This window comes from Streptomyces sp. DH24 (assembly GCF_029813775.1).
Taxonomy (GTDB): Bacteria; Actinomycetota; Actinomycetes; order Streptomycetales; family Streptomycetaceae; genus Streptomyces.
Genome location: NZ_JARVKW010000008.1, coordinates 1 through 21,214 on the forward strand (window position 1 = coordinate 1; position 21,214 = coordinate 21,214).

Annotated in this window: 16 protein-coding genes, 1 tRNA gene and 1 pseudogene; 2 read left to right on the forward strand and 16 right to left on the reverse strand. The window is 71.0% G+C overall.

Annotation, left to right across the window (positions count from 1 at the left end):
- Positions 1–58: 58 nt before the first annotated feature.
- The 4 genes and pseudogenes from QC282_RS08675 to QC282_RS08690 all read right to left on the reverse strand — a co-directional run.
- Positions 59–131, reverse strand: a tRNA-His gene (locus QC282_RS08675).
- A gap of 115 nt (positions 132–246) precedes the next feature.
- Positions 247–849, reverse strand: a complete 603-nt coding sequence (orn, locus tag QC282_RS08680; RefSeq protein ID WP_279548664.1) for an oligoribonuclease — start codon at positions 847–849, stop codon at positions 247–249.
- 124 nt (positions 850–973) lie between these two features.
- Positions 974–2,281 carry a helix-turn-helix domain-containing protein gene (locus QC282_RS08685; RefSeq protein ID WP_279548665.1) on the reverse strand — a complete coding sequence of 436 codons (1,308 nt, stop codon included), beginning with the start codon at positions 2,279–2,281 and terminating at the stop codon, positions 974–976.
- A 423-nt stretch (positions 2,282–2,704) separates the two neighbouring features.
- Positions 2,705–2,941: pseudogene (locus QC282_RS08690) on the reverse strand (hypothetical protein); the annotation flags it as partial.
- 308 nt (positions 2,942–3,249) lie between these two features.
- On the opposite strand from QC282_RS08690, the gene QC282_RS08695 reads away from it, so the two are divergent.
- Positions 3,250–3,777, forward strand: a complete 528-nt coding sequence (locus QC282_RS08695) for a universal stress protein (protein WP_279548666.1) — start codon at positions 3,250–3,252, stop codon at positions 3,775–3,777.
- 293 nt (positions 3,778–4,070) lie between these two features.
- Here the strand turns inward: QC282_RS08695 and glmS are convergent, their stop codons facing one another.
- Together glmS and QC282_RS08705 are read right to left on the reverse strand one after the other, a co-directional pair.
- Positions 4,071–5,888 (reverse strand): glutamine--fructose-6-phosphate transaminase (isomerizing), encoded by a 1,818-nt coding sequence (gene glmS, locus QC282_RS08700; protein ID WP_279548667.1) that lies wholly within the window; start codon positions 5,886–5,888, stop codon positions 4,071–4,073.
- 12 nt (positions 5,889–5,900) lie between these two features.
- The gene (locus QC282_RS08705; protein WP_279548668.1) at positions 5,901–6,158 is read right to left on the reverse strand and encodes a hypothetical protein; all 258 of its coding nucleotides are present in this window, start codon (positions 6,156–6,158) and stop codon (positions 5,901–5,903) included.
- Between the two features lie 140 nt (positions 6,159–6,298).
- Between QC282_RS08705 and QC282_RS08710 the strand changes: the two genes are divergently transcribed.
- Positions 6,299–7,894 (forward strand): beta-N-acetylhexosaminidase, encoded by a 1,596-nt coding sequence (locus QC282_RS08710; protein WP_279548669.1) that lies wholly within the window; start codon positions 6,299–6,301, stop codon positions 7,892–7,894.
- Positions 7,895–7,955: 61 nt separating this feature from the next.
- On the opposite strand, the gene QC282_RS08715 is transcribed toward QC282_RS08710, so the two are convergent.
- The 10 genes from QC282_RS08715 to QC282_RS08760 form a co-directional block, all read right to left on the reverse strand.
- The gene (locus QC282_RS08715) at positions 7,956–9,728 is read right to left on the reverse strand and encodes an IucA/IucC family siderophore biosynthesis protein (protein ID WP_279548670.1); all 1,773 of its coding nucleotides are present in this window, start codon (positions 9,726–9,728) and stop codon (positions 7,956–7,958) included.
- Positions 9,725–10,255 (reverse strand): GNAT family N-acetyltransferase, encoded by a 531-nt coding sequence (locus QC282_RS08720; protein WP_279548671.1) that lies wholly within the window; start codon positions 10,253–10,255, stop codon positions 9,725–9,727. Before QC282_RS08720 ends, QC282_RS08715 begins: the two co-directional genes overlap by 4 nt.
- Complete coding sequence (locus QC282_RS08725; protein ID WP_279548672.1) at positions 10,252–11,544, reverse strand: lysine N(6)-hydroxylase/L-ornithine N(5)-oxygenase family protein; 1,293 nt, start codon at positions 11,542–11,544, stop codon at positions 10,252–10,254. Before QC282_RS08725 ends, QC282_RS08720 begins: the two co-directional genes overlap by 4 nt.
- On the reverse strand, positions 11,528–12,970 hold the full coding sequence (gene desA, locus QC282_RS08730) for a lysine decarboxylase DesA (protein ID WP_279548673.1): 1,443 nt from the start codon (positions 12,968–12,970) through the stop codon (positions 11,528–11,530). Before desA ends, QC282_RS08725 begins: the two co-directional genes overlap by 17 nt.
- A gap of 225 nt (positions 12,971–13,195) precedes the next feature.
- Complete coding sequence (locus QC282_RS08735) at positions 13,196–14,065, reverse strand: siderophore-interacting protein (RefSeq protein ID WP_279548674.1); 870 nt, start codon at positions 14,063–14,065, stop codon at positions 13,196–13,198.
- Positions 14,066–14,140: 75 nt separating this feature from the next.
- Positions 14,141–15,187: an ABC transporter substrate-binding protein gene (locus QC282_RS08740; RefSeq protein WP_279548675.1), complete on the reverse strand. Its 1,047-nt coding sequence runs from the start codon at positions 15,185–15,187 to the stop codon at positions 14,141–14,143.
- Positions 15,188–15,460: 273 nt separating this feature from the next.
- The gene (locus tag QC282_RS08745; protein WP_279548676.1) at positions 15,461–16,621 is read right to left on the reverse strand and encodes an acyl-CoA dehydrogenase family protein; all 1,161 of its coding nucleotides are present in this window, start codon (positions 16,619–16,621) and stop codon (positions 15,461–15,463) included.
- A 5-nt stretch (positions 16,622–16,626) separates the two neighbouring features.
- Positions 16,627–17,574 carry a hydroxymethylglutaryl-CoA lyase gene (locus QC282_RS08750; RefSeq protein WP_279548677.1) on the reverse strand — a complete coding sequence of 316 codons (948 nt, stop codon included), beginning with the start codon at positions 17,572–17,574 and terminating at the stop codon, positions 16,627–16,629.
- Positions 17,571–19,523 carry an acetyl-CoA carboxylase biotin carboxylase subunit gene (locus tag QC282_RS08755; RefSeq protein WP_279548678.1) on the reverse strand — a complete coding sequence of 651 codons (1,953 nt, stop codon included), beginning with the start codon at positions 19,521–19,523 and terminating at the stop codon, positions 17,571–17,573. Before QC282_RS08755 ends, QC282_RS08750 begins: the two co-directional genes overlap by 4 nt.
- Positions 19,524–19,537: 14 nt before the next feature.
- Positions 19,538–21,154 carry a carboxyl transferase domain-containing protein gene (locus QC282_RS08760; protein ID WP_279548679.1) on the reverse strand — a complete coding sequence of 539 codons (1,617 nt, stop codon included), beginning with the start codon at positions 21,152–21,154 and terminating at the stop codon, positions 19,538–19,540.
- Positions 21,155–21,214: the final 60 nt, after the last annotated feature.

Genomic DNA, 21,214 nt, shown 5'->3' on the forward strand with positions numbered 1-21,214 from the left:
CTCACCCTGAGTAATCAGCCGGTGACCTCTGTCGCGAGGTCACCGGCTGATTACTCAGGGTGAGTGACGGGACTCGAACCCGCGGCATCCTGGACCACAACCAGGTGCTCTACCAGCTGAGCTACACCCACCATGACCGGCGTGGGAGTCAGTTGCTTCTCCGACCGGCCGAGAAAAAGTGTACAGGGTCCGAAGGGGTGCTCGCGCACGACTTTCGCGGCGCCCCTCCGGGTGGCCCCGGTGTGGCTACTGAGCAGGCAAGACGTGCTTCGCGGCGATCGTCTTGGCGGTGTCCGAGTCCGGTCCGGGCTGGGGTACGAACACGGCCTCGCGGTAGTAGCGCAGCTCCGCGATGGACTCGCGGATGTCGACGAGGGCGCGGTGGTTGCCGTTCTTCTCGGGGCTGTTGAAGTACGCCCTCGGGTACCAGCGCCGGGCCAGCTCCTTGACCGACGACACGTCCACGATCCGGTAGTGCAGGTAGCTCTCCAGCGTGGGCATGTCCCGCAGCAGGAAGCCGCGGTCGGTGCCGACCGAGTTGCCGCACAGCGGGGCCTTGCCCGGTTCCTTCACGTACTCCTTGATGTACGCGAGGACGCGCTCCTCGGCGTCCGCCAGCGTCGTGCCCCCGGGAAGCTCGTCGAGCAGCCCGGACGCGGTGTGCATCTGACGCACCACCTCCGGCATCGTCTCCAGCGCCTCGTCCGGCGGGCGGATGACGATGTCCACGCCCTCGCCGAGCACGTTCAGTTCCGAGTCGGTGACGAGTGCGGCCACCTCGATGAGCGCGTCGTCGGACAGCGAGAGGCCGGTCATCTCGCAGTCGATCCACACCATGCGATCGTTCATGGGGCAACCCTACGGCCCGGCAGGACGGCTTGGTGATGCCCGTACGGAGCCGGCGGCCCTGCGCACGGCGAGGGCCCGCGGGGAGGCGTGCTCCCCGCGGGCCCTCGGGCGCGCATCGTGTCCGTCACATACCGCTGCGCTGCCCCGGCAGGCTCGCCCGGCTCGGCACGTAGGCCTCGCGGGCGTGGTCGGCCGGCGCCGACAGGGACGCCGAGGACCCTATGGCGCTCGCCGCCGCGCGCCGGGACTGCATCGGGACCGGGTTCTCCGGGTGGCCGCCGGAGTTCCCCGCCGGGCCCGGGGCGCCGGACTGGCCGCCGTGACCGGAGTGGCCGGGCTGGCCCACCGGGGCCGGCTGGCCGGACTGCCCGGGCGAGTGCGAGCCGGTGTCGGCGTCCGGCTGCCGCTCGCCCTGCGGCCGGCGGGCCCGGTACGCCGCCCGGTAGGCGGCGGGGGAGGACCCGAGCTGGCGGCGGAAGTGGCCGCGCAGTGCCACCGGCGAGCGGAAGCCGCAGCGCCCCGCGACCTCGTCGACCGAATAGTCCGACGTCTCCAGCAGCCGCTGCGCCTGAAGCACCCGCTGGGTGATCAGCCACTGCAGCGGGGCGGAGCCCGTCAGCGAGCGGAAGCGGCGGTCGAACGTACGACGGCTCATGTACGCGCGTGCCGCGAGCGTCTCCACGTCGAACTGCTCGTGGAGGTGTTCCAGTGCCCAGGCGACGACCTCGGCGAGCGGGTCGGCGCCGATCTCCTCCGGTAAAGACCTGTCGAGATAGCGCTCCTGGCCGCCGCTGCGGCGCGGCGGGACCACCAGGCGGCGGGCCAGCGCGCCGGCCGCCTCGTTGCCGTGGTCCGTGCGCACGATGTGCAGGCACAGGTCGATCCCGGCGGCCGTACCGGCCGAGGTGAGCACGTCGCCGTCGTCGACGAACAGTTCACGCGGGTCGACGTGCACCGACGGATAGCGCTTGGCCAGCGTCGGCGCGTACATCCAGTGTGTGGTCGCGGGACGGCCGTCCAGCAGGCCCGCCGCCGCGAGGACGAAGGCGCCGGTGCACAGTCCGACTATGCGCGCGCCCTCCTCGTGTGCCCGGCGGAGCGCGTCGAGCGCTTCCTCCGGTGGCGGTGAGGTGATCGAGCGCCAGGCCGGCACCACGACGGTGCCCGCCCGGGAGATCGCCTCCAGGCCATGCGGTGCGGTGAGTTCCAGGCCCCCTGTGGTCCGCAGCGGGCCGTCCTCTCCCGCGCACACCAGCAGTCGGTAGCGCGGTACGCCGGCGTCCTGGCGGTCGATACCGAACACCGACAGTGGTATGGAACTCTCGAAGATGGGACCGCCGCTGAACAGCAGCACCGCGACGATCTCCTTGCGGCGTCGCCCGGACAATTTCCGGGCCGCGGCTTCCGGCGCGGCAGTGGAGTCGTGGCTCATACTGCTAAGCCCCCCTCGGTGGTCGCGGCTCCTCGGTTGTGTCGCTCCTGCACGTTTCCCCTCGGTCCTGCACGAGTCCCCCGCCGTAGACAGTCAAGATCGAATCTACTGTGTCGCGTGGTGCCGACGTGACCCAGTTCAGCACCGGGTGCATTGTCGACATGGCAACTTGGCGTGAAGCATTCGATCACGAAGCGTTGCACTCGCGGGGCGTGCAGGGAAGTGCGCCTTGTCGCAGTGGCCAATCCGCGTAGGGTGCGCGGGGCCCCGGGGACCCTTTCCGTGCAGGTGGAACGGGGGTTGGGAGGTGCCCGTGGCAGGGGATGTGTGCATTCCAGAAGTTGGCCGAAAACGAGCGCTCAGTTGAATGGAAACCGGTCAACCGGCCGGTGTGCGCCCCTCAGTGTGCCTCCTGTCGTCGCGCGCGCCCCGCTCGGACCGGCGCAGCAGGACGCGGCAGACGCCCGTGACGGCCGCGAGTCCGAGCGCCGTGCCCGCGGCGCCGGCCAGGGACGTGCCGTACCAGACCAGGACGACCGGGACGAGCAGGCAGCTGAAGGCCGCCCAGCGGACCACGTCGCTCGCGGTGTCCTGCCGGCGCCCGGGGCGGGGCCGTTGGGCCGCGCGCGGTGCCTCGGAGGGGTGACGGGGTCCGGACATGCGTACTCCCTGGGGCGTGGCTCACGGAGTTCAACGCATGTGCGTTCGGTCGGTCACTGTGCGCCCCGCCCGTATGGCACACGCGAGTGAATCCCGTGCAAACCGGCTGTACGGGGCAGCAACCATTGCGTGACGGGCGCCCCCTCGTGCATGCTCCCTGGAACCCGCCCGGAGCCTGCGCGGGATCTGGGAGAAGGAGGAGTGGCGCCGTACCCTTGGGGGTATGGGGTTGGGAAGATGATTCCCGGACACAGCTCCGCCGCGCAGCGCTCGTCCCACCCATAAAGGATCAAAACGCCGAGACAGCCATGGCCGGTCACGAATTCTTCGAACCCGCGGACCGCAAGCGGCCGGTCGCCGACCCCACGGCGGCCGATCCCCTGGCGGCGGAAGAGTCACGTCACTCTTGTGATCCAGCCTTCAAGCACGGCGTGGTCGTCGGCTTCGACGGCTCCACCTCCAGCGAGCGCGCCCTGGCGTACGCGATCGGCATGGCGCATCGTTCCCGCGCGGGTCTGATCATCGTCCACGTCGCCAACCGGCTGCCCACCACGGTGTGGGCGGGCTGCGAGCCGCCCGTCTTCGTCGACGTGCCGGACCACCGCACCGAGGTGCTGGGTCTGGAGCTCGCCTGCGCGGAGTATCTGGCCGAGGTGCCCTGGATTCTGGTCGAGCGTGGCGGGGACATCTGTCACGAGCTGGAAGAGGTGGGGCGGGAGTACGAGGCGGACGCGATCGTCGTGGGCTCCACGCACGGCATCGTGGGACGCATCTTCGGCTCCGTCGCCGGCCGCCTGGCCAAGCGGGCGAAGCGGCCCGTCGTCGTCATTCCGTAGCGATTTCCCCCGGTCCGCAGCGAGTTGGCCGCCGGAATCGTCAACTCCCTTTGCCGCTCCGCGTGGACGCGTGAACCTACTCGTGCGTAGCGCGTGTTTGTGCCCTTGTGAAGGGCATATACCGGCTACGGCGTTTCCGCGGGACGCGACCGTCCGGGGTGTGACGGCCCGGGACGACCGCGCGGGCCGGAGCGGCTTGCCCCTCCGGCGACATGACGGACCCCCACGTGCGGGTGGCACACGTGGGGGCCCGTTTCGTTGTGCGGCCGGTACGTCCGGTGCGGTCGGTGCGGCTACTCCACCGTGACCGACTTGGCGAGGTTCCTCGGCTTGTCGATGTCCCGGCCCAGGGCCAGCGCCGTGTGGTAGGCGAGGAGTTGGAGGGGGATGCCCATCAGGATCGGGTCCAGTTCGTCCTCGTTCTTCGGGACGACGATCGTGTGATCGGCCTTCTCCTGGTCCTGGTGGGCGACCGCGAGGATACGGCCGCTGCGGGCCTTGATCTCCTCCATCGCGGCGCGGTTCTTCTCCAGCAGGTCGTCGTCCGGGACGATCGCGACCGTCGGCAGCGCGGGCTCGATCAGGGCGAGCGGGCCGTGCTTGAGCTCGGAGGCCGGGTAGGCCTCGGCGTGGATGTACGAGACCTCCTTGAGCTTCAGGGAGGCCTCGCGGGCGACCGGGTAGCCCCGGACGCGGCCGATGAAGAGCATCGAGCGGGCCTCGGCGAACTGCAGGGCCAGCTTCTTGACCTCCTCCTCCCGCTCCATGACCTCGGCGATCTGCGCCGGCAGCTTCCGCAGGCCCTCGATGATCCGCTTGCCGTCCCGGACGGACAGGTCACGGGTGCGGCCGAGGTGCAGGGCGAGCAGGGCGAAGGCCACCGTGGTGTTCGTGAAGCACTTGGTGGAGACGACGCAGACCTCGGGGCCCGCGTGCACGTAGATGCCGCCGTCCGCCTCGCGGGCGATCGCGGAGCCGACCACGTTGACCACGCCGAGGACCCGCGCGCCCTTGCGCTTCAGCTCCTGCACGGCCGCCAGCACGTCGTACGTCTCGCCGGACTGCGAGACCGCGATGTACAGGGTGTCGGGGTCCACGACCGCGTTGCGGTAGCGGAACTCGGAGGCCGGCTCGGCGTCGGCGGGGATGCGGGCCAGCTCCTCGATCATCTGGGCGCCGATCATGCCCGCGTGGTACGAGGTGCCGCAGCCGAGGATCTTCACGCGGCGGATCTGGCGCGCCTCGCGGGCGTCCAGGTTGAGGCCGCCGAGGTGCACGGTGGAGAAGCGGTCGTCGATGCGGCCGCGCAGCACGCGGTCCACGGCCTCGGCCTGCTCGTGGATCTCCTTGTGCATGTAGGTGTCGTGGCCGCCCATGTCGTAGGAGGCCGCCTCCCACTCCACGGTGGTCGGCTCGGCGGTGGTGCGGGTGCCCTCGGTGGTGTAGGTGCGGAAGTCGTCGGCCTTGAGGGTGGCCATCTCGCCGTCGTCCAGGGTGACGACCTGGCGGGTGTGGGCGACCAGCGCGGCGATGTCCGAGGCGACGAACATCTCCTTCTCGCCGATGCCGAGGACGACCGGCGAGCCGTTGCGGGCGACGACGATCCGGTCCGGGAAGTCGGCGTGCAGCACGGCGATGCCGTACGTGCCCTCGATGAGGCGGACGGTCTCGCGGACCTTGTCCTCCAGCTTCTCCGCCGTCGAGCGGGCGATGAGGTGGACGAGGACCTCGGTGTCGGTCTCGGACAGGAACTCGACGCCGTCCGCCTCCAGCTTGCGGCGCAGGTCGGAGGCGTTGTCGATGATGCCGTTGTGGACGACGGCGACCTTGCCGTCGGCGTCCAGGTGCGGGTGGGCGTTCACGTCGGAGGGGGCGCCGTGCGTGGCCCAGCGGGTGTGGGCGATGCCGGTGGTGCCCTTGAAGCGCGCCGGGACCTTGGCCTCCAGGTCACGGACCCGGCCCTTGGCCTTCACCATCTTCAGACCGGTCGCCTTCGGGGACGTCACGACGATGCCCGCCGAGTCGTAGCCCCGGTACTCCAGCCGCTGCAGGCCCTCCAGCAGCAGTGGAGCGACGTCACGCTTGCCGATGTATCCGACGATTCCGCACATGTATGGGTGTTCCTAGCCGTAGACGATGCGCCGCAGCTGCCTGAGCGAGAGCTCGGGCGGGGCCACCGCGCGGTATGTGAGATCCGCCGCGATCCGTTCGAAGATCTCCGCGTTCACCAGGCCCTGCGCCTGGAGTTCGCGGTGGCGGCGACGGACGTACTCCTCGGTCGTCTCGTCGAAGTAGGCGAGCACGTCCTGGATCACCCGTAGTGCCTCGCCCCGGCTCAGGGGCGTGGACCGCGTCAGATGATCAACCAGTTCGTCGTGCACCCGGTAGATCCTGGGGTACCGAAGACGCTTTCGCAAGAAATCTGCCCGATTCCGGGCAGCGGTGCTGTTGCGTACGGGGCATCGACGTCCACGGTGTTCTGCGGGAGAGTGGTCTCTACCAATTTCCGAAGGGAGCACAGGTGACACGGCACCACAGATCGACTCCCCGCATAACCCGACTGCTCGGCTCGCTGCTGCTGGTGGCGGCGGCCGGGGCTTTCTCCGTCGGAGCCGCCCCGGCCCCGAAGGCCGCCCCCACCCCGCTGGACCGCGTCGTCCCGGCCCCGGCCACCGCCGAGCCCGGCGGATCCCCGTACCGCATCACCGCCGGCACGCACATCCGCGCCGGATCCGGTGAGGCCCGGCGCGTCGGCGAATACCTCGCGGACATCCTGCGGCCCTCGACCGGCTACCGCCTGCCGGTCACCGACAGCGGCAGCGGCGGCATCCAACTGCGCCTGGCGAAGGGACCGTTCGGCGAGGAGGGCTACCGCCTCGACAGCGGCCGCTCGGGCGTCACCATCACCGCGCGCGAGCCCGCCGGCCTCTTCCACGGCGTCCAGACCCTGCGCCAGCTCCTCCCGGCCGCCGTCGAGAAGGACTCCGAGCAGCCCGGCCCCTGGCTGGTCGCGGGCGGCACCATCCGCGACACCCCGCGCTTCGGCTGGCGCGGCGCCATGCTCGACGTCTCCCGGCACTTCTTCACCGTCGACGAGGTCAAGCGCTACATCGACCAGCTGGCGCTCTACAAGATCAACAAGCTGCATCTGCACCTCAGCGACGACCAGGGCTGGCGCATCGCCATCGACTCCTGGCCGAACCTGGCGACGTACGGCGGCTCGACCGAGGTCGGCGGCGGTCCCGGCGGCCACTACACGAAGGACGAGTACAAGGAGATCGTCCGGTACGCCTCCTCCCGCTTCCTGGAGGTCGTCCCGGAGATCGACATGCCGGGGCACACCAACGCGGCGCTCGCCTCCTACGCCGAGCTGAACTGCGACGGTGTCGCACCCCCGCTGTACACCGGCATCCGCGTCGGCTTCAGCTCGCTGTGCGTCGGCAAGGAGGTCACGTACGACTTCGTGGACGACGTGGTGCGCGAGATCGCCGAGCTCACACCCGGCAGGTACTTCCACATCGGCGGCGACGAGGCCCACTCCACGCCGCACGCCGACTACGTGAAGTTCATGGACCGCGTGCAGCCGGTCGTCGCCAAGTACGGCAAGACGGTGATCGGCTGGCACCAGCTGACCGGCGCCACCCCGGCGAAGGGCGCCCTCGCCCAGTACTGGGGCGTGGACGCCAGCAGCGCCGCCGAGAAGGCACGGGTCGCCGAGGCCGCGCGGAACGGGACGGGACTGATCCTCTCCCCGGCCGACCGGGTCTACCTCGACATGAAGTACGACAGGAACACCCCGCTCGGGCTGTCCTGGGCGGGCTACGTCGAGGTGCAGCGGTCCTACGACTGGGACCCGGGCGCCTATCTGCCGGGCGCGCCCGCCTCGGCGATCCGCGGTGTCGAGGCGCCGCTGTGGACGGAGACGATAGAGAACTCCGGTCACATAGAGGTCATGGCCTTCCCGCGGCTGCCCGGCGTCGCCGAACTGGGCTGGTCGCCGGCCGCCACGCACGACTGGGAGGCCTACAAGGTGCGGCTCGCGGCGCAGGGGCCGCGCTGGGACGCCCTGGGGATCGGCTACCACCGGTCGCCGCAGGTGCCCTGGCCCGCGGGCTGACGCGCCGACGGGCGCCCCGGAGGACCGTCTCCGGGGCGCCCGCCCGTCCGTGGGGACCGGACTACAGCCCCGCGAGGGGGTTCTTCAGGGTGCCGACGAGCTGGAGCGCGCCGGACGGATCCGCGAGGTCCACCATCTGCTTGTTGTCGCGCAGCTGGAGCCGGTTGAGGCAGGACAGCGCGAACTCCTCGGCGAACATGTCGAACCGCTCGAACCTGTCCGCGAGTTCCGGTACCGACGCCTGGTACTCGCGGGTGACCTCCGCGACCGTGCGCCAGAAGTCGTCCTCCTCCAGGATGCCCTCGGTCGCGAGGTTGGCGGCCAGGAAGCGGAAGAAGCAGTCGAAGACGTCCGTGAAGATGGACAGGAGCTTCTTGTCCTCGGGGACCTCCACGCGGATGCGTGCCACCTCCGGCGGCAGCACCGCGTCCGGGTCCATGACCGCGATCTCCTCGGCGATGTCCTTGTAGATCGCGCGCCGCACGACGCCGTCCTCCAGGACGAGGATGACGTTCTCGCCGTGCGGCATGTACACCAGGTCGTAGGCGTAGAAGCTGTGCAGCAGCGGCGTGAAGTAGGCCCGCAGGTAGTGCCGGAGCCACTCCGTCGGCGCGAGGCCGGACCGCTCGATCAGGGCGCCCGCGAACGACGCGCCGGTGTGGTCGACGTGGACCAGCGACGCCATGGTGGCGAGGGTCTCGCCGTCCCGCAGCGAGGACACCGGGCTCTCCCGCCACAGCGCGGCGAGCATCTTGCGGTACGGCGAGTAGCGGTCGGTGGCCTGCTCGTACTCCAGGTGCCGGTAGCCGACGGCCGCCCGCTCCCGGATGATCGTCAGGCCCGTCGACTTCAGCACCGGGTCGCCCTCGACGAGCTGGGCGAGCCAGTCGTTGATCGCCGGGGTGGCCTCCATGTAGGCGGCCGACAGCCCGCGCATGAAGCCCATGTTGAGGACGGACAGGGCCGTCTTCACGTAGTGCTTCTCGGGGTGCGAGGTGTTGAAGAAGGTCCGGATGGACTGCTGGGCCAGGTACTCGTCCTCGCCCTCGCCGAGGCAGACCAGGTGTCCGCGGGCGACCTCGGCGGCGAAGGTGACGGTCAGCTTGTTCCACCACTGCCAGGGGTGGACCGGGATGAACAGGTAGTCGGCCGGGTCCAGGCCCCTGTCGCGCAGCACGCCGTGGAAGCGGTCCACGGTCGCCTCGCCGAGCTCCTGGCGCACGAAGGACTCGTACTCGATGCCGACGCCGGCGGTGAACGCCGCCCGTGAGCGGTGCGCGGCCAGCCACACCAGCCGGACGGGGCTCGCGGTCTCGGGCGCGTACGACAGGTACTCGTGGATGCCGAAGCCGAGCCGTCCGTTGTTCGCGACGAAGCAGGGGTGGCCCTCGGTCATGCCCGTCTCGACGGCCTGGAAGTCGCTTCTCGCCAGCTCGGCGGAGGTGACCTGCGGCTTGGTGAGCTTGTAGCAGGTGCCGGACAGGGTGGAGGAGATCTCCTCCAGGTAGACCGGCAGGACCTCGTCGCTCAGGCCGAGGGTGCTTTTCAGCTCGATGAAGAAGTCCAGCGCGGCCAGGGGCAGTTCGGCGTCGCCCCGGTGGCGGGTGAGGGAGTCGGCGTCGACCTGCCAGTGGTCGAGGGCGCGGCGCACGGCGGCGAACCGGTACTCGGTCGCACCGTCGTCGGCGCGCACGACGTACCGGCCGCCCCCGGTCTCCTCGGGCGTGATGAGCCGCTCGTGGGCGAACTCGGCGAGTGCCTTGCGGATCAGCAGGCGGTTGGCCCGCTCCCAGCGTTCGGGGGAGAGGTGGGCCACGGCGTCGGCGAGGCTCATGCGGCCACCCCCGTCGCGGCGAGGAACCGCTCCCGGGTGCAGAAGCTCAGCAGCGCCTTCTTCTCGGGCTTCTGGATCTCGCGCTCGGGCACGAAGCCGACGGCCTCGTTCAGGGCGTGCACGGCCTTGTTGGCGACGTCCGGCTCGACGACGACGCGGGCGGTGGCCGGGTCCTCGAAGAGGCGCGCCATCACGGCGGTGATGACGGACCGGGTGAAGCCGTGCACGGGCGTGTCCGTCGGCGGCGTCAGGAAGTGCATGCCGACGTCCCCGGGCAGCGGCTCGTACAGGCCGACCAGCTCGCGGTGGGCCGGGTCGTAGCGCTCCATGAGGAACGCCGGTTCGCCGTCGAGCAGGCCCAGTTCGGCGTGGTGGTGCTCGTCGGCGGCTATCTCCATGTAGGCGCGTTCGACGTCCTGGAGCCTCGCGTCCTGCATCATCCAGAACGCGGCCTTCGGGTGGGTGACCCAGCCGTGCAGCAGCTCGCTGTCCTTCAGGGGGTCGACGGGGCGGAAGGTGAAGGTCATACGGAGAACTCCTGGAACGCGATCGTCTTCTCCACCGGGTAGTACTCGACGCCGAGCATTTCCCGGATGATGTAGCTGTTCCGGTAGGCGCCCATGCCCAGGTCGGGGCTGGTGACGCTGTGGGTGTGGACGCCGGCGTTCTGGAGGAAGACGCCCTTGCCGGTGACGTCGACGGCGTAGTTGCGGGCGACGTCGAAGTTGCCCTGTGAGTCGTAGACCAGCCGGTCTCTGACGGGCTTGAGGAACTCCGGCTCGACGTAGCGGTAGCCGGTGGCGAGGATCAGCCCGTCGGAGGTCAGCCGGAAGTCCTTCTCCTGCTCCTCCTGGCGGAAGGTCAGCTCGTAGCTGCCGTCCCGGTAACGGGCGTCGGTCAGCGCCGAGTTGGTGAGCAGGCGGGTGGGGACCGGGCCGCCGAGGTTCTTCTGGTAGAGCAGGTCGAAGATCTCGTTGATCAGGTCGCCGTCGATGCCCTTGAACAGGCCCTTCTGCTGGGCCGTGAGGCGGTAGCGGGTCTGCTCCGGCAGGGCGCGGTAGTAGTCGATGTACTCCGGGGAGGTCATCTCCAGGGTGAGCTTGGTGTACTCCAGCGGGAAGAACCGCGGGGAGCGGGTGACCCAGTTCAGCCGGTAGCCGTGGACGTCGATCTCGCTGAGCAGGTCGTAGTAGATCTCGGCGGCGGACTGGCCGCTGCCGACCAGCGTGATCGACTCCTTCTTCTGCAGCTCCGCCCTGTGCTGGACGTAGCGCGAGTTGTGGATGAAGTCGCCGGCCAGGCCCCGGCAGGCGTCCGGGACGTACGGCGGGGTGCCGGTGCCGAGGACCAGGTGGCGGGCGCGGTACGTCTCGTCGTCCCGTGTGCGGACCAGGTACAGCTCGTCCGCCTCGTCGTAGGTGACCTCGGTGACCGTGGTGCCGAAGCGGATGCTGGTCAGCTTGTTCGCGGCCCAGCGGCAGTAGTCGTCGTACTCGACGCGCAGCGGGTAGAAGTTCTCCCGGATGTAGAACGAGTACAGCCGGCCCTTCTCCTTCAGGTAGTTCAGGAAGGAGTACGGCGAGGTCGGGTCGGCGAGCGTGACCAGGTCCGACATGAACGGCGTCTGGAGGTGGGCGCCGTCCAGGAACATGCCCGCGTGCCACTCGAAGCCGGGCTTGGACTCCAGGAAGACGCCGTCGAGTTCGGCGATGGGGTCGGTCAGGCAGGCGAGACCGAGGTTGAAGGGTCCGAGCCCGATCCCCACGAAGTCGTAGGTCTTGTCGGTGGACGCGGCGGCTTCAGGAAGCGCGGTCAAGGGACTCTCCCAGGTACTGCTCGGCGTGGCCGGCGATCAGGTCGAGGACGGCGGCGATGTCGGACGCCTTGGTCTCGGGGTTGAGCAGGGTGAACTTCAGGTAGTGGCGGTCGGCCACCTTGGTGCCCGCGACCACGGCGTCGCCGGAGGCGAACAGGGCCTTGCGGGCGTACAGGTTGGCGCGGTCGATCTCGGCCGGGTCGGTGACCGCGGCGGGGATGTAGCGGAAGACGAGGGTGGACAGCGACGGTTCGACCACCACGTCGAAGCGCGGGTCGGCGGCGAGCAGTCGCCAGCCCTCCCGGGCCAGGTCGACGACCTCGTCGAAGAGTTCCCCGATGCCGTCGGCGCCCATCACGCGCAGCGTCATCCACAGCTTGAGCGCGTCGAAGCGGCGGGTGGTCTGCAGGGACTTGTCGACCTGGTTGGGAATACGTTCCTGCACCATGCGGCGCGGGTTGAGGTACTCCGCGTGGTAGGTGGCGTGCCGCAGGGTGGCGGCGTCGCGGACCAGTACGGCCGACGAACTGACCGGCTGGAAGAAGGACTTGTGGTAGTCGACGGTGACGGAGTCGGCGTGTTCGATGCCGGTCAGGCGGTCCCGGTACTTCAGGGAGGTGAGCAGCCCGCAGCCGTAGGCGGCGTCGACGTGCAGCCATGCGCCGAACTGCTGGCACAGCCCGGCGATCTCGGGCAGCGGGTCGATGGACCCGAAGTCGGTGGTGCCGGCGGTGGCGACGACCGCCATGGGCACGAGGCCGTCCTGGACGCAGCGCTCCAGCTCGTGGGCGAGCGCCACGGTCCGCATCCGCTTGTCCTGGTCGACGGGGACGACGACCACGGCGTCGGGGCCCAGGCCCAGCAGTTTCGCCGACTTCTTCACGCTGAAGTGGCTGACCTCGGAGGCGAAGACGCGCAGTTTCGCGAGGTCGCCGGTCTTGGCCTCCTCGCGGGCCAGCAGCAGCGCCTGGAGGTTGGACTGCGTGCCGCCGGAGGTGAACACGCCGTCGGCGGCCGGGCCGAGACCGATGCGGGCGGTCGTCCAGTCGATGAGCTTGCGTTCGATGAGGGTGCCGCCGGCCGACTGGTCCCAGGTGTCGAGGGAGGAGTTGACGGCGGACAGGACGGCCTCGCCGAGCACGGCCGGGATGACGACCGGGCAGTTGAGGTGGGCCAGGTAGCGGGGGTGGTGGAAGTAGACCGCGTCCCGGAGGTAGACCTCCTCCAGCTCGTCCAGCACGGCGGTGGTGTCGTGCAGCGGGCGGTCGAGGTCGATCTCGTCGATGCGGGGGGCGAGGGCGTCGACCGTGACGCCGGTGAACGGCCGCTCGGTGGTGGCGAGTTTGGCGGCCACCCGCTCGACCCCTTCGGTCACGGAGCGGCGGTAGAGCTCCGCGGTGGTGTCGTTGAGCAGGTGCGAGCGCATGTGGGAGTCCTCCGGTGGGGACGGTCCGTGAGGGACGGGGGAGTCAGAACTGCGGCTTCGGCTTAGGTTAGCCTAACCTAATTTATCCCGGGTGATCCACCGCCGCCCGTGACCACCGTCACGCCGGGCCCGGTCGCCGTGGCCGCACGCCGGCAACCGCCGTGCGCGAGGGGGTTGGGCCCTCGCGGAGACGGCGGTTGCTCTGCCCGGGGCGGGAGGCGGGAGTCAGGCCTCCTGCTCGCGCAGCTGTTCCTCGGTGAGCCCGTGGCGCCAGTAGCCCACGAACGTGACCCGGCGGCGGTCGAAGCCCCGCTCGCGCACGAAGTGCCGGCGCAGCTCCTTCACACAGCCGGACTCGCCGGCGATCCACACGTACGGCCGTTCGGCGGGCGGCAGTTCGGTGGCGCGGATCGCGAACAGGGCCATGGGGGAGCTCTGTTCGCAGGCCTCGTCGCGCACCAGCCAGGTGATCTCTGCGTCCGCCGCGGTCGTCACGTCCTGGATGTCACCGGCGTGCGGCACCTCCAGCCACACCCGGGCGCGGGTGCCGGCCGGCAGCGACTCGATGCCGGCCAGCGCGGCCGGTACGGCGGTCTCGTCGCCCCACATCACCACCAGGTCGGTGTCCGGCGGGGGGCGGAACCGGATCGCCCGGTTGTCCGCGACGGCCGGGCCGAGCACCAGCACCCGGTCACCCGCGGCGGCCCGCGCGGCCCACCGGGCGGCCGGTCCGGCCTGCGCCGCCGCGTCCGGTTCGACGCCGTGCAGCACGAAGTCGATGTCGATCTCGGCGGTGTGCCCGTCGGCGTCGGTGCGCAGCGCCCGCAGCGTGTACGAGCGCATCACCGCCCGCACGTCGTCCGGGAGTTCCCGCCAGCCCCGCCACCAGTCCTCGCCGAGTTCGACCGGCACCGCCGGCTCGCTCTGGCCGGGGTGCGGCAGGAACAGCGACAGCGACTGGTCGCGCCCGTCGGAGCGGAACGCGCGCAGGTCGGGCCCGGCGAAGGTGACCCGGAGCAGGGACGGGCCGAGCCGCCGCGTCCGTACGACCTGGAGGGAGAAGAAACGGAACGGGGCGGCTACGGCGGTGGTCATGTGTGCTCCTGAGTCCGTCGGTCGGGGGACGGGGTGGGGCGGGGCGGTCCGGCCGGGTGGGCCGGCGCCGGCGGGTCAGCCGACCTTCTTCGCCTTCTCCAGGGCCTCGGCGAGGTTCTCCAGCAGCGGCACGCACTTGTCGTACGACAGGATCGGCTCCGGGGAGCGCGGGATGACCTGGCCGGCCTTGACGGCGGGCAGCTTCTTCCAGGTGCCCTCGGTGATGTCGGCGGGCTGGATGGTCGAGGAGCGGTCGTCCATCATGATGATGTCGGCCGGGTACTTGTCGACGTTCTCCCAGCTGAGGCTCTCGAACCAGCCGCCGCCCTCGGCCTTGGCCTTCTCGGGCGGCTCGACGAAGTTCACGCCGAGGGACTTGAAGTACTCCAGGTCCAGGGAGAGGTTGGTGCCGGAGACGTAGAACAGCTGGTCGCTCGCGGAGCCGGCCAGCACCTTGATCTCCGGGCGGGCCTTGGCGGCGGCGCGCAGCCGGGCTGCGGCGTCGTCGAACCGCTTCTTCGCCTCGGTGACCTTGCTCGCCTTCACGTCCGCGCCGAGGGACTCGGCGAGTTCCAGCATGCGGCCGAGGGCCACGTCGAGCTTGCGGTCGTAGGCGGAGACGGCGACGCTCGGGGCCAGCTTCGCGATCTTGTCCGCGGACTCCTCCGGCACGTACCAGAGGGTGCCCGCGGCGTCGAAGGTGGTGGAGATCAGGACGTCCGGCGCGAGGGCGGCGTACTTCTCGACGTTGAACGAACCCCAGACGTTGCCGAGGATCGTGACCTTGCTGACGTCCATGTCGCCGGCCTGCACGTCCGGCTTGCCGTCCGAGGTCTTGGTGGGGCCGAAGACGCCCTTGACCTGGATGCCGTAGTCGTGCAGGGCGGCGCCGACGCCGGTGAAGGCGACGATGTCGGCGGGCACCTTGTCGAGCTCGACGGTCTTGCCGCGGTCGTCCTTGAACGACCAGGGGCCGGACTTGGCGGACGCCGTCCCGTCGCCGGAGCCACCGCTTTTCGCGTCGTCGTCGCCGCAGGCTGCGAGCACGGCACCGAGACCGAGGGCGCCGCCCGCGGCCAGGATGCCGCGGCGGGTGAGGTGGGAGGCTCTGGCAAGGGACATGATGTGGCTGCTTTCGAGCGGGGCGGAACGCCCGTCGGACAAGTCGAAGGTAGGTTAGCCTAACCTCATGTGATGTCCAGTGGTGGGGTCCGTCACAGCGCACCTGCCCGTGACCTCGCATCTTGCGGTGCGGCGCCCGCGCGGACTCCCGCGCGGCAACGGGCGGTCGGGCTCGGGGAGCGTCAACTTCCGGCCACTCCCGGCACGTTGGGAAGCGCCGAACGGCCGGCCCGCGCTCCGGAAAGCGCCGGCCGGCCGTTCGGTGTCGCCGGGTCAGGTCGTCAGGCCCAGTTCCCGCGCGATCAGCATCCGCTGGACCTCGCTCGTGCCCTCGCCGATCTCCAGGATCTTCGAGTCGCGCCACATGCGGGCCACCGGGTACTCGTTCATGAAGCCGTAGCCGCCGTGGATCTGGGTCGCCTCACGGGCGTTGTCGACGGCGACCGTGGAGGAGTAGAGCTTCGCCAGGGCCGCCTCCTTCTTGAAGGGCTCCCCGGCGACCAGGCGGCTCGCCGCGTCGCGCCAGGCGAGGCGGGCCGTGTGGGCCTTCATCTCCATGTCGGCGATCTTGAACTGGATCGCCTGGTTGGCACCGATCGGACGGCCGAAGGCGTGACGTTCCTTCGCGTACTTGACCGACTCGTCCACGCAGCCCTGCGCCAACCCCGTGGCCAGCGCCGCGATCGCGATGCGGCCCTCGTCCAGGATGCGCAGGAACTGCGCGTAGCCGCGGCCCTCCTCGCCCAGCAGGTTGGCCGCCGGCACGCGCACGTCCGAGAAGGACAGCTCCCGCGTGTCCGAGGCGTTCCAGCCGACCTTCGAGTACGGCGCGGCCACCGTGAAGCCCGGCGTGCCCGACGGGACGACGATGGCCGAGATGAGCGGCCTGCCGTCCGGCTTGCGGCCGGTGACCGCGGTGACGGTGACCAGGCCGGTGATGTCCGTGCCCGAGTTGGTGATGAAGCACTTCGTGCCGTTGACGACCCACTCGTTCGTCGTCTCGTCCAGCCGCGCCGTCGTGCGCGTCGCGCCCGCGTCCGAGCCGCCGTCCGGCTCCGTCAGGCCGAAGGCGCCCAGGATCTCGCCCGCGCACAGCCGCGGCAGCCACTCCCGCTTCTGCTCCTCGGTGCCGAACAGATGGATCGGCATGGCGCCCAGGGAGACACCGGCTTCGAGGGTGATGGCCACCGACGAGTCCACCCGGGCCAGTTCCTCCAGGGCGATGCCGAGCGCGAAGTAGTCGCCGCCCATGCCGCCGTACTCCTCCGGGAACGGCAGACCGAACAGGCCCATGCGGCCCATCTCCCGCACGATCTCGTACGGGAACTCGTGCCGCTCGTAGAAGTCGCCGATCTTCGGCGCGACGACGTCGTGTGCGAACTCCTCGACCGTCCGGCGGAGTTCTTCCAGTTCGGGGGAGAGCTTGTGGTCCATCGATCTCACTGCTCCTGGTGGGAGAGGGCACGGACTGTGCGGGACGGGCTGGGTCGGCCCAGTCGGTCGGCCATCCACGCGCTTGTGGCGACGAGACGGCCGAGGTCGACCCCGGTGTCGATGCCGAGGCCCCGCAGCATCCACACGAGGTCCTCGGTGGCGAGGTTGCCGGTCGCCGACCTGGCGTACGGGCAGCCGCCCAGGCCGCCCGCCGAGGCGTCGACGGTCGTGACACCCTGCTGGAGCGCCGCGAGGGTGTTGGCGAGCGCCTGGCCGTAGGTGTCGTGGAAGTGCACGCCGAGGACGTCGGCGGGGACCTCCGCCTCGGCCAGCGCGGTGAGGAGCGCCGCGACGTGGCCCGGGGTGGCCACGCCGATCGTGTCGCCCAGGCTCAGCTCGTCGCAGCCCATGGCGAGCAGCGTCCGGCAGACCCGCACGACCTGCGGGACGGGCACGGGCCCCTCCCAGGGGTCGCCGAAGCACATCGACAGATAGCCGCGCACGTGCAGGCCCTCCGCCTTCGCGCGGCCGACCACCGGCTCGAACATGGCGATCGCCTCGTCCACCGTGCGGTTCAGGTTGGCCTTCGCGAAGGACTCGGTGGCGCTGGCGAAGACGGCGACCCGGCGGGCGCCGAGGGACAGCGCGCGGTCCAGGCCGCGCTCGTTCGGCACCAGCACCGGCAGGGCCACCGGCAGACCGGCGACGAGCGGGTAGAGCTGCTCCGCGTCCGCCAGTTGGGGCACCCACTTGGGGTGCACGAAGCTGGTCGCCTCGACGGTCGTGAGCCCTACGTCGGCCAGGCGGCGGATGAACTCCGCCTTGACCTCCGTGGGGACGGTCTCCTTCTCGTTCTGCAGGCCGTCGCGCGGGCCCACCTCGTGGATCCGGACGCGGGCGGGCAGACCGTCCGCCCGCACGGTCATCGGGAGGCCCAGTCCGGGCGTGCTCATGGCTTCTCCTCCTGTGCCGGTGAGGCGTCCGCGGGCGCGATCACCGCGAGCACCTGGTCCATGGCGACCGTCGTGCCCGGCGTGACGTCCAGCTCGGCGACCGTGCCGGCGTGCGGGGCGGAGATGACGTGCTCCATCTTCATCGCCTCCACCACCAGCAGGCTCTGACCGGCCGCCACCTCGTCGCCGACGGCGACCTTCACGACCGTGACCGTGCCCGGCATGGGCGCCGTGAGGGAGTCGGCGCCCCCGTGGGCGGCGCGGGTCAGGGACGCGGCGACCGGGTCGTGGTCGCGCACGTGCCAGGCGTCGCCGTCCCGGCCGAGCCAGTCGCCCGCGCGGTGGAAGGTGTGCCGGACGCCGTCCAGGATCACGGACACCCGGTCCTCGGCGACGGTGTGCGTGCCGCGCGGGGTGTGCGCGACGGGCTCGCCGGACGCGGCCCGCAGCGGGAAGGACACCGGCTTGGTCTGCCCGCCCAGCCGCCAGCCGGTCGGCACCGAGAACGGGTCCGTCCAGCCGTCGCCGCGCGGCCGCAGCGCCTCCAGCCGGACCGCCGCCGCGGCCTCGTAGACCTCCTCCGGGACGCCCCCGCCGACGAGCGCGTCCACCTCCCGCTCCACCAGGCCCGTGTCCAGGTCGCCCGCCACGACCGCCGGATGCGCCAGCAGCCGCCGCAGGAACCCGGCGTTCGTCTGCACGCCCAGCGTGACCGTCTCCGCGAGCGCCGCCCGCAGCCTGCGCAGCGCCGTCGCCCGGTCGGGGCCGTACGCGATCACCTTGGACAGCATCGGGTCGTACAGGCTGCCGACCTCCGTGCCCTCGCTGAGGCCGGAGTCGGTGCGCACCCCGTCGCCCTGCGGTTCGCGCAGCCTGAGCACCGTGCCGCCGGACGGCAGGAAGCCGCGCGCGGGGTCCTCGGCGCAGATGCGGGCCTCCACCGCGTGCCCGGTCAGCCGGACGTCGTCCTGCCCGAAGGCCAGCGGCTCGCCCGCCGCCACCCGCAGCTGCCACTCCACCAGGTCCAGGCCCGTGATCAGCTCGGTGACCGGGTGCTCCACCTGGAGGCGGGTGTTCATCTCCATGAAGTAGTACGACGACGGGTCGCCGCCCGGCACGATGAACTCCACCGTGCCCGCGCCCCGGTAGCCGCAGGAGCGGGCCGCCTGGACCGCCGCCTCGCCCATCGCCGCGCGCGTGGCCTCGTCGAGGAGCACGCTGGGCGCCTCCTCGATGATCTTCTGGTGGCGGCGCTGGAGGGAGCACTCGCGCTCGCCCAGGTGCACCACGTTGCCGTGGCCGTCGGCCAGGACCTGGATCTCGATGTGCCGGGGGCGGTCGATCCACCGCTCCACCAGGAGCGTGTCGTCGCCGAAGGAGGCGCGGGCCTCGCGGCGCGCGGCGGCGATCTCGTCGGCGATCAGCGCCTCGTCCCGCACCAGCCGCATGCCCTTGCCGCCGCCGCCCGCCGACGGCTTCAGCAGCACCGGCATGCCGATCTCACGGGCCGCGTCGGCGAGTTGGCCGTCGCTGAGCCCGCTGCCGCTGGAGCCGGGCACGACCGGCACCCCGGCCGCCTTCACGGTCTCCTTGGCGCGGATCTTGTCGCCCATCAGGGAGATGGCGTCAGCGGGCGGCCCGATGAACACCAGCCCCGCCTCGGCGCACGCGCGCGCGAAGCCGGCGTTCTCCGCGAGGAAGCCGTACCCGGGGTGCACCGCCTGCGCACCCGTGCGGGCCGCCGCCTCCAGCAGGCGCTCGACGGACAGATAGCTCTCGGCGGCGGGCGCGGGCCCGATCCGCACGGCCGTGTCGGCCTCCCGGACGTGCCGGGCGTCGGCGTCCGCGTCGGAGTACACCGCCACCGAGCGCACGCCCAGGGCGCGCAGCGTACGGATGACCCGGACGGCGATCTCGCCCCGGTTGGCCACAAGGACTGTCTCGAACATGCTCCAGCTCCCCCTCACATCCGGAAGACGCCGAACTGGGGGTCACCCAGCGGCGCGTTCCCACAGGCCGTCAGTGCCAGGCCCAGGACCTGACGCGTGTCCATCGGGTCGATCACGCCGTCGTCCCACAGGCGGGCCGTCGCGTAGTAGGCGCTGCCCTGCCGCTCGTACTGGGCGCGGACCGGCGCCTTGAAGGCCTCTTCCTCCTCCGCGGGCCACTCCTCACCGCGGGCCTCCAGCTGGTCCCGCTTGACGGTCGCGAGGACCGAGGCGGCCTGCTCGCCGCCCATCACCGAGATCTTGGCGTTGGGCCACATCCACAGGAACCGGGGCGAGTACGCCCGGCCGCACATCGAGTAGTTGCCCGCGCCGTAGGAGCCGCCGACCACGACCGTCAGTTTCGGCACGCGCGTGCACGCCACCGCCGTGACCATCTTGGCGCCGTGCTTGGCGATGCCGCCCGCCTCGTAGTCCCTGCCGACCATGAAGCCGGAGATGTTCTGCAGGAAGACCAGCGGGATGCCGCGCTGGTCGCACAGCTCGATGAAGTGGGCGCCCTTCTGGGCGGACTCGGAGAACAGGATGCCGTTGTTGGCGACGATGCCCACCGGATGGCCGTGGACCCGGGCGAAGCCGGTGACCAGGGTCTGCCCGAACTCCGACTTGAACTCCGCGAACCGCGAGCCGTCCACCACGCGCGCGATGATCTCCCGCACGTCGTAGGGGGTGCGCGAGTCCACGGGCACCGCGCCGTACAGCCCGGCCGGGTCGACCTTCGGCTCGGCGGCCGGCCGCACCTCCCAGGGCAGCTGGCCGCGCGCGGGGAGCGTGGAGACGATGGTGCGCACGATCCGCAGCGCGTGCGCGTCGTCCTCGGCGAGGTGGTCCGTCACACCCGACACGCGCGCGTGCACCTCGCCGCCGCCCAGCTCCTCGGCGGTGACGACCTCGCCGGTGGCGGCCTTCACCAGGGGCGGGCCGCCCAGGAAGATCGTCCCCTGGTTGCGGACGATCACGGCCTCGTCGCTCATGGCGGGCACATAGGCGCCGCCGGCCGTGCAGGAGCCGAGCACGGCCGCGATCTGGGGGATGCCGGCGCCGGACATGCGGGCCTGGTTGTAGAAGATCCGCCCGAAGTGCTCGCGGTCGGGGAACACCTCGTCCTGCATCGGCAGGAACGCGCCCCCGGAGTCCACCAGGTACACGCAGGGCAGCCGGTTCTCCAGCGCCACCTCCTGCGCGCGCAGGTGCTTCTTGACCGTCATCGGGTAGTACGTGCCGCCCTTGACGGTCGCGTCGTTGGCCACGACCACGCACTCGCGTCCCGCGACCCGGCCGATCCCGGCGATCACCCCGGCGGCCGGGGCCTGCCCGTCGTACAGCCCGTCGGCGGCCAGTGGTGCCAGTTCGAGGAAGGGCGAGCCGGGGTCGAGCAGTGTGTCGACCCGGTCGCGCGGCAGCAGCTTGCCGCGCGCGGTGTGCCGGGCGCGCGCCTTCTCGCCGCCGCCGAGCCGCGCCGCGGCCAGCTTGGCCTGCAGCTCCTCCACGAGGGCGCGGTGCGCCTCCTCGTTGGCCCGAAAGGCCTCCGACGCGGGGTCGGCCGCGCTGTGAAGCTCCGGTGCCTCGTGCATCCTTGCGGGTCCCCTCACCTTGTTAATGAGCGTTAACGCATTTCCTCCAGGTTAACGAGC

Coding starts and splice junctions, on each gene's coding strand:
- orn (WP_279548664.1), bottom strand. CDS start 849: ATGAACGATCGCATGGTGTGGATCGACTGCGAGATGACCGGCCTCTCG.
- QC282_RS08685 (WP_279548665.1), bottom strand. CDS start 2,281: ATGAGCCACGACTCCACTGCCGCGCCGGAAGCCGCGGCCCGGAAATTG.
- QC282_RS08695 (WP_279548666.1), top strand. CDS start 3,250: ATGGCCGGTCACGAATTCTTCGAACCCGCGGACCGCAAGCGGCCGGTC.
- glmS (WP_279548667.1), bottom strand. CDS start 5,888: ATGTGCGGAATCGTCGGATACATCGGCAAGCGTGACGTCGCTCCACTG.
- QC282_RS08715 (WP_279548670.1), bottom strand. CDS start 9,728: ATGAGCCTCGCCGACGCCGTGGCCCACCTCTCCCCCGAACGCTGGGAG.
- QC282_RS08720 (WP_279548671.1), bottom strand. CDS start 10,255: ATGACCTTCACCTTCCGCCCCGTCGACCCCCTGAAGGACAGCGAGCTG.
- desA (WP_279548673.1), bottom strand. CDS start 12,970: ATGCGCTCGCACCTGCTCAACGACACCACCGCGGAGCTCTACCGCCGC.
- QC282_RS08735 (WP_279548674.1), bottom strand. CDS start 14,065: ATGACCACCGCCGTAGCCGCCCCGTTCCGTTTCTTCTCCCTCCAGGTC.
- QC282_RS08740 (WP_279548675.1), bottom strand. CDS start 15,187: ATGTCCCTTGCCAGAGCCTCCCACCTCACCCGCCGCGGCATCCTGGCC.
- QC282_RS08745 (WP_279548676.1), bottom strand. CDS start 16,621: ATGGACCACAAGCTCTCCCCCGAACTGGAAGAACTCCGCCGGACGGTC.
- QC282_RS08750 (WP_279548677.1), bottom strand. CDS start 17,574: ATGAGCACGCCCGGACTGGGCCTCCCGATGACCGTGCGGGCGGACGGT.
- QC282_RS08755 (WP_279548678.1), bottom strand. CDS start 19,523: ATGTTCGAGACAGTCCTTGTGGCCAACCGGGGCGAGATCGCCGTCCGG.
- QC282_RS08760 (WP_279548679.1), bottom strand. CDS start 21,154: ATGCACGAGGCACCGGAGCTTCACAGCGCGGCCGACCCCGCGTCGGAG.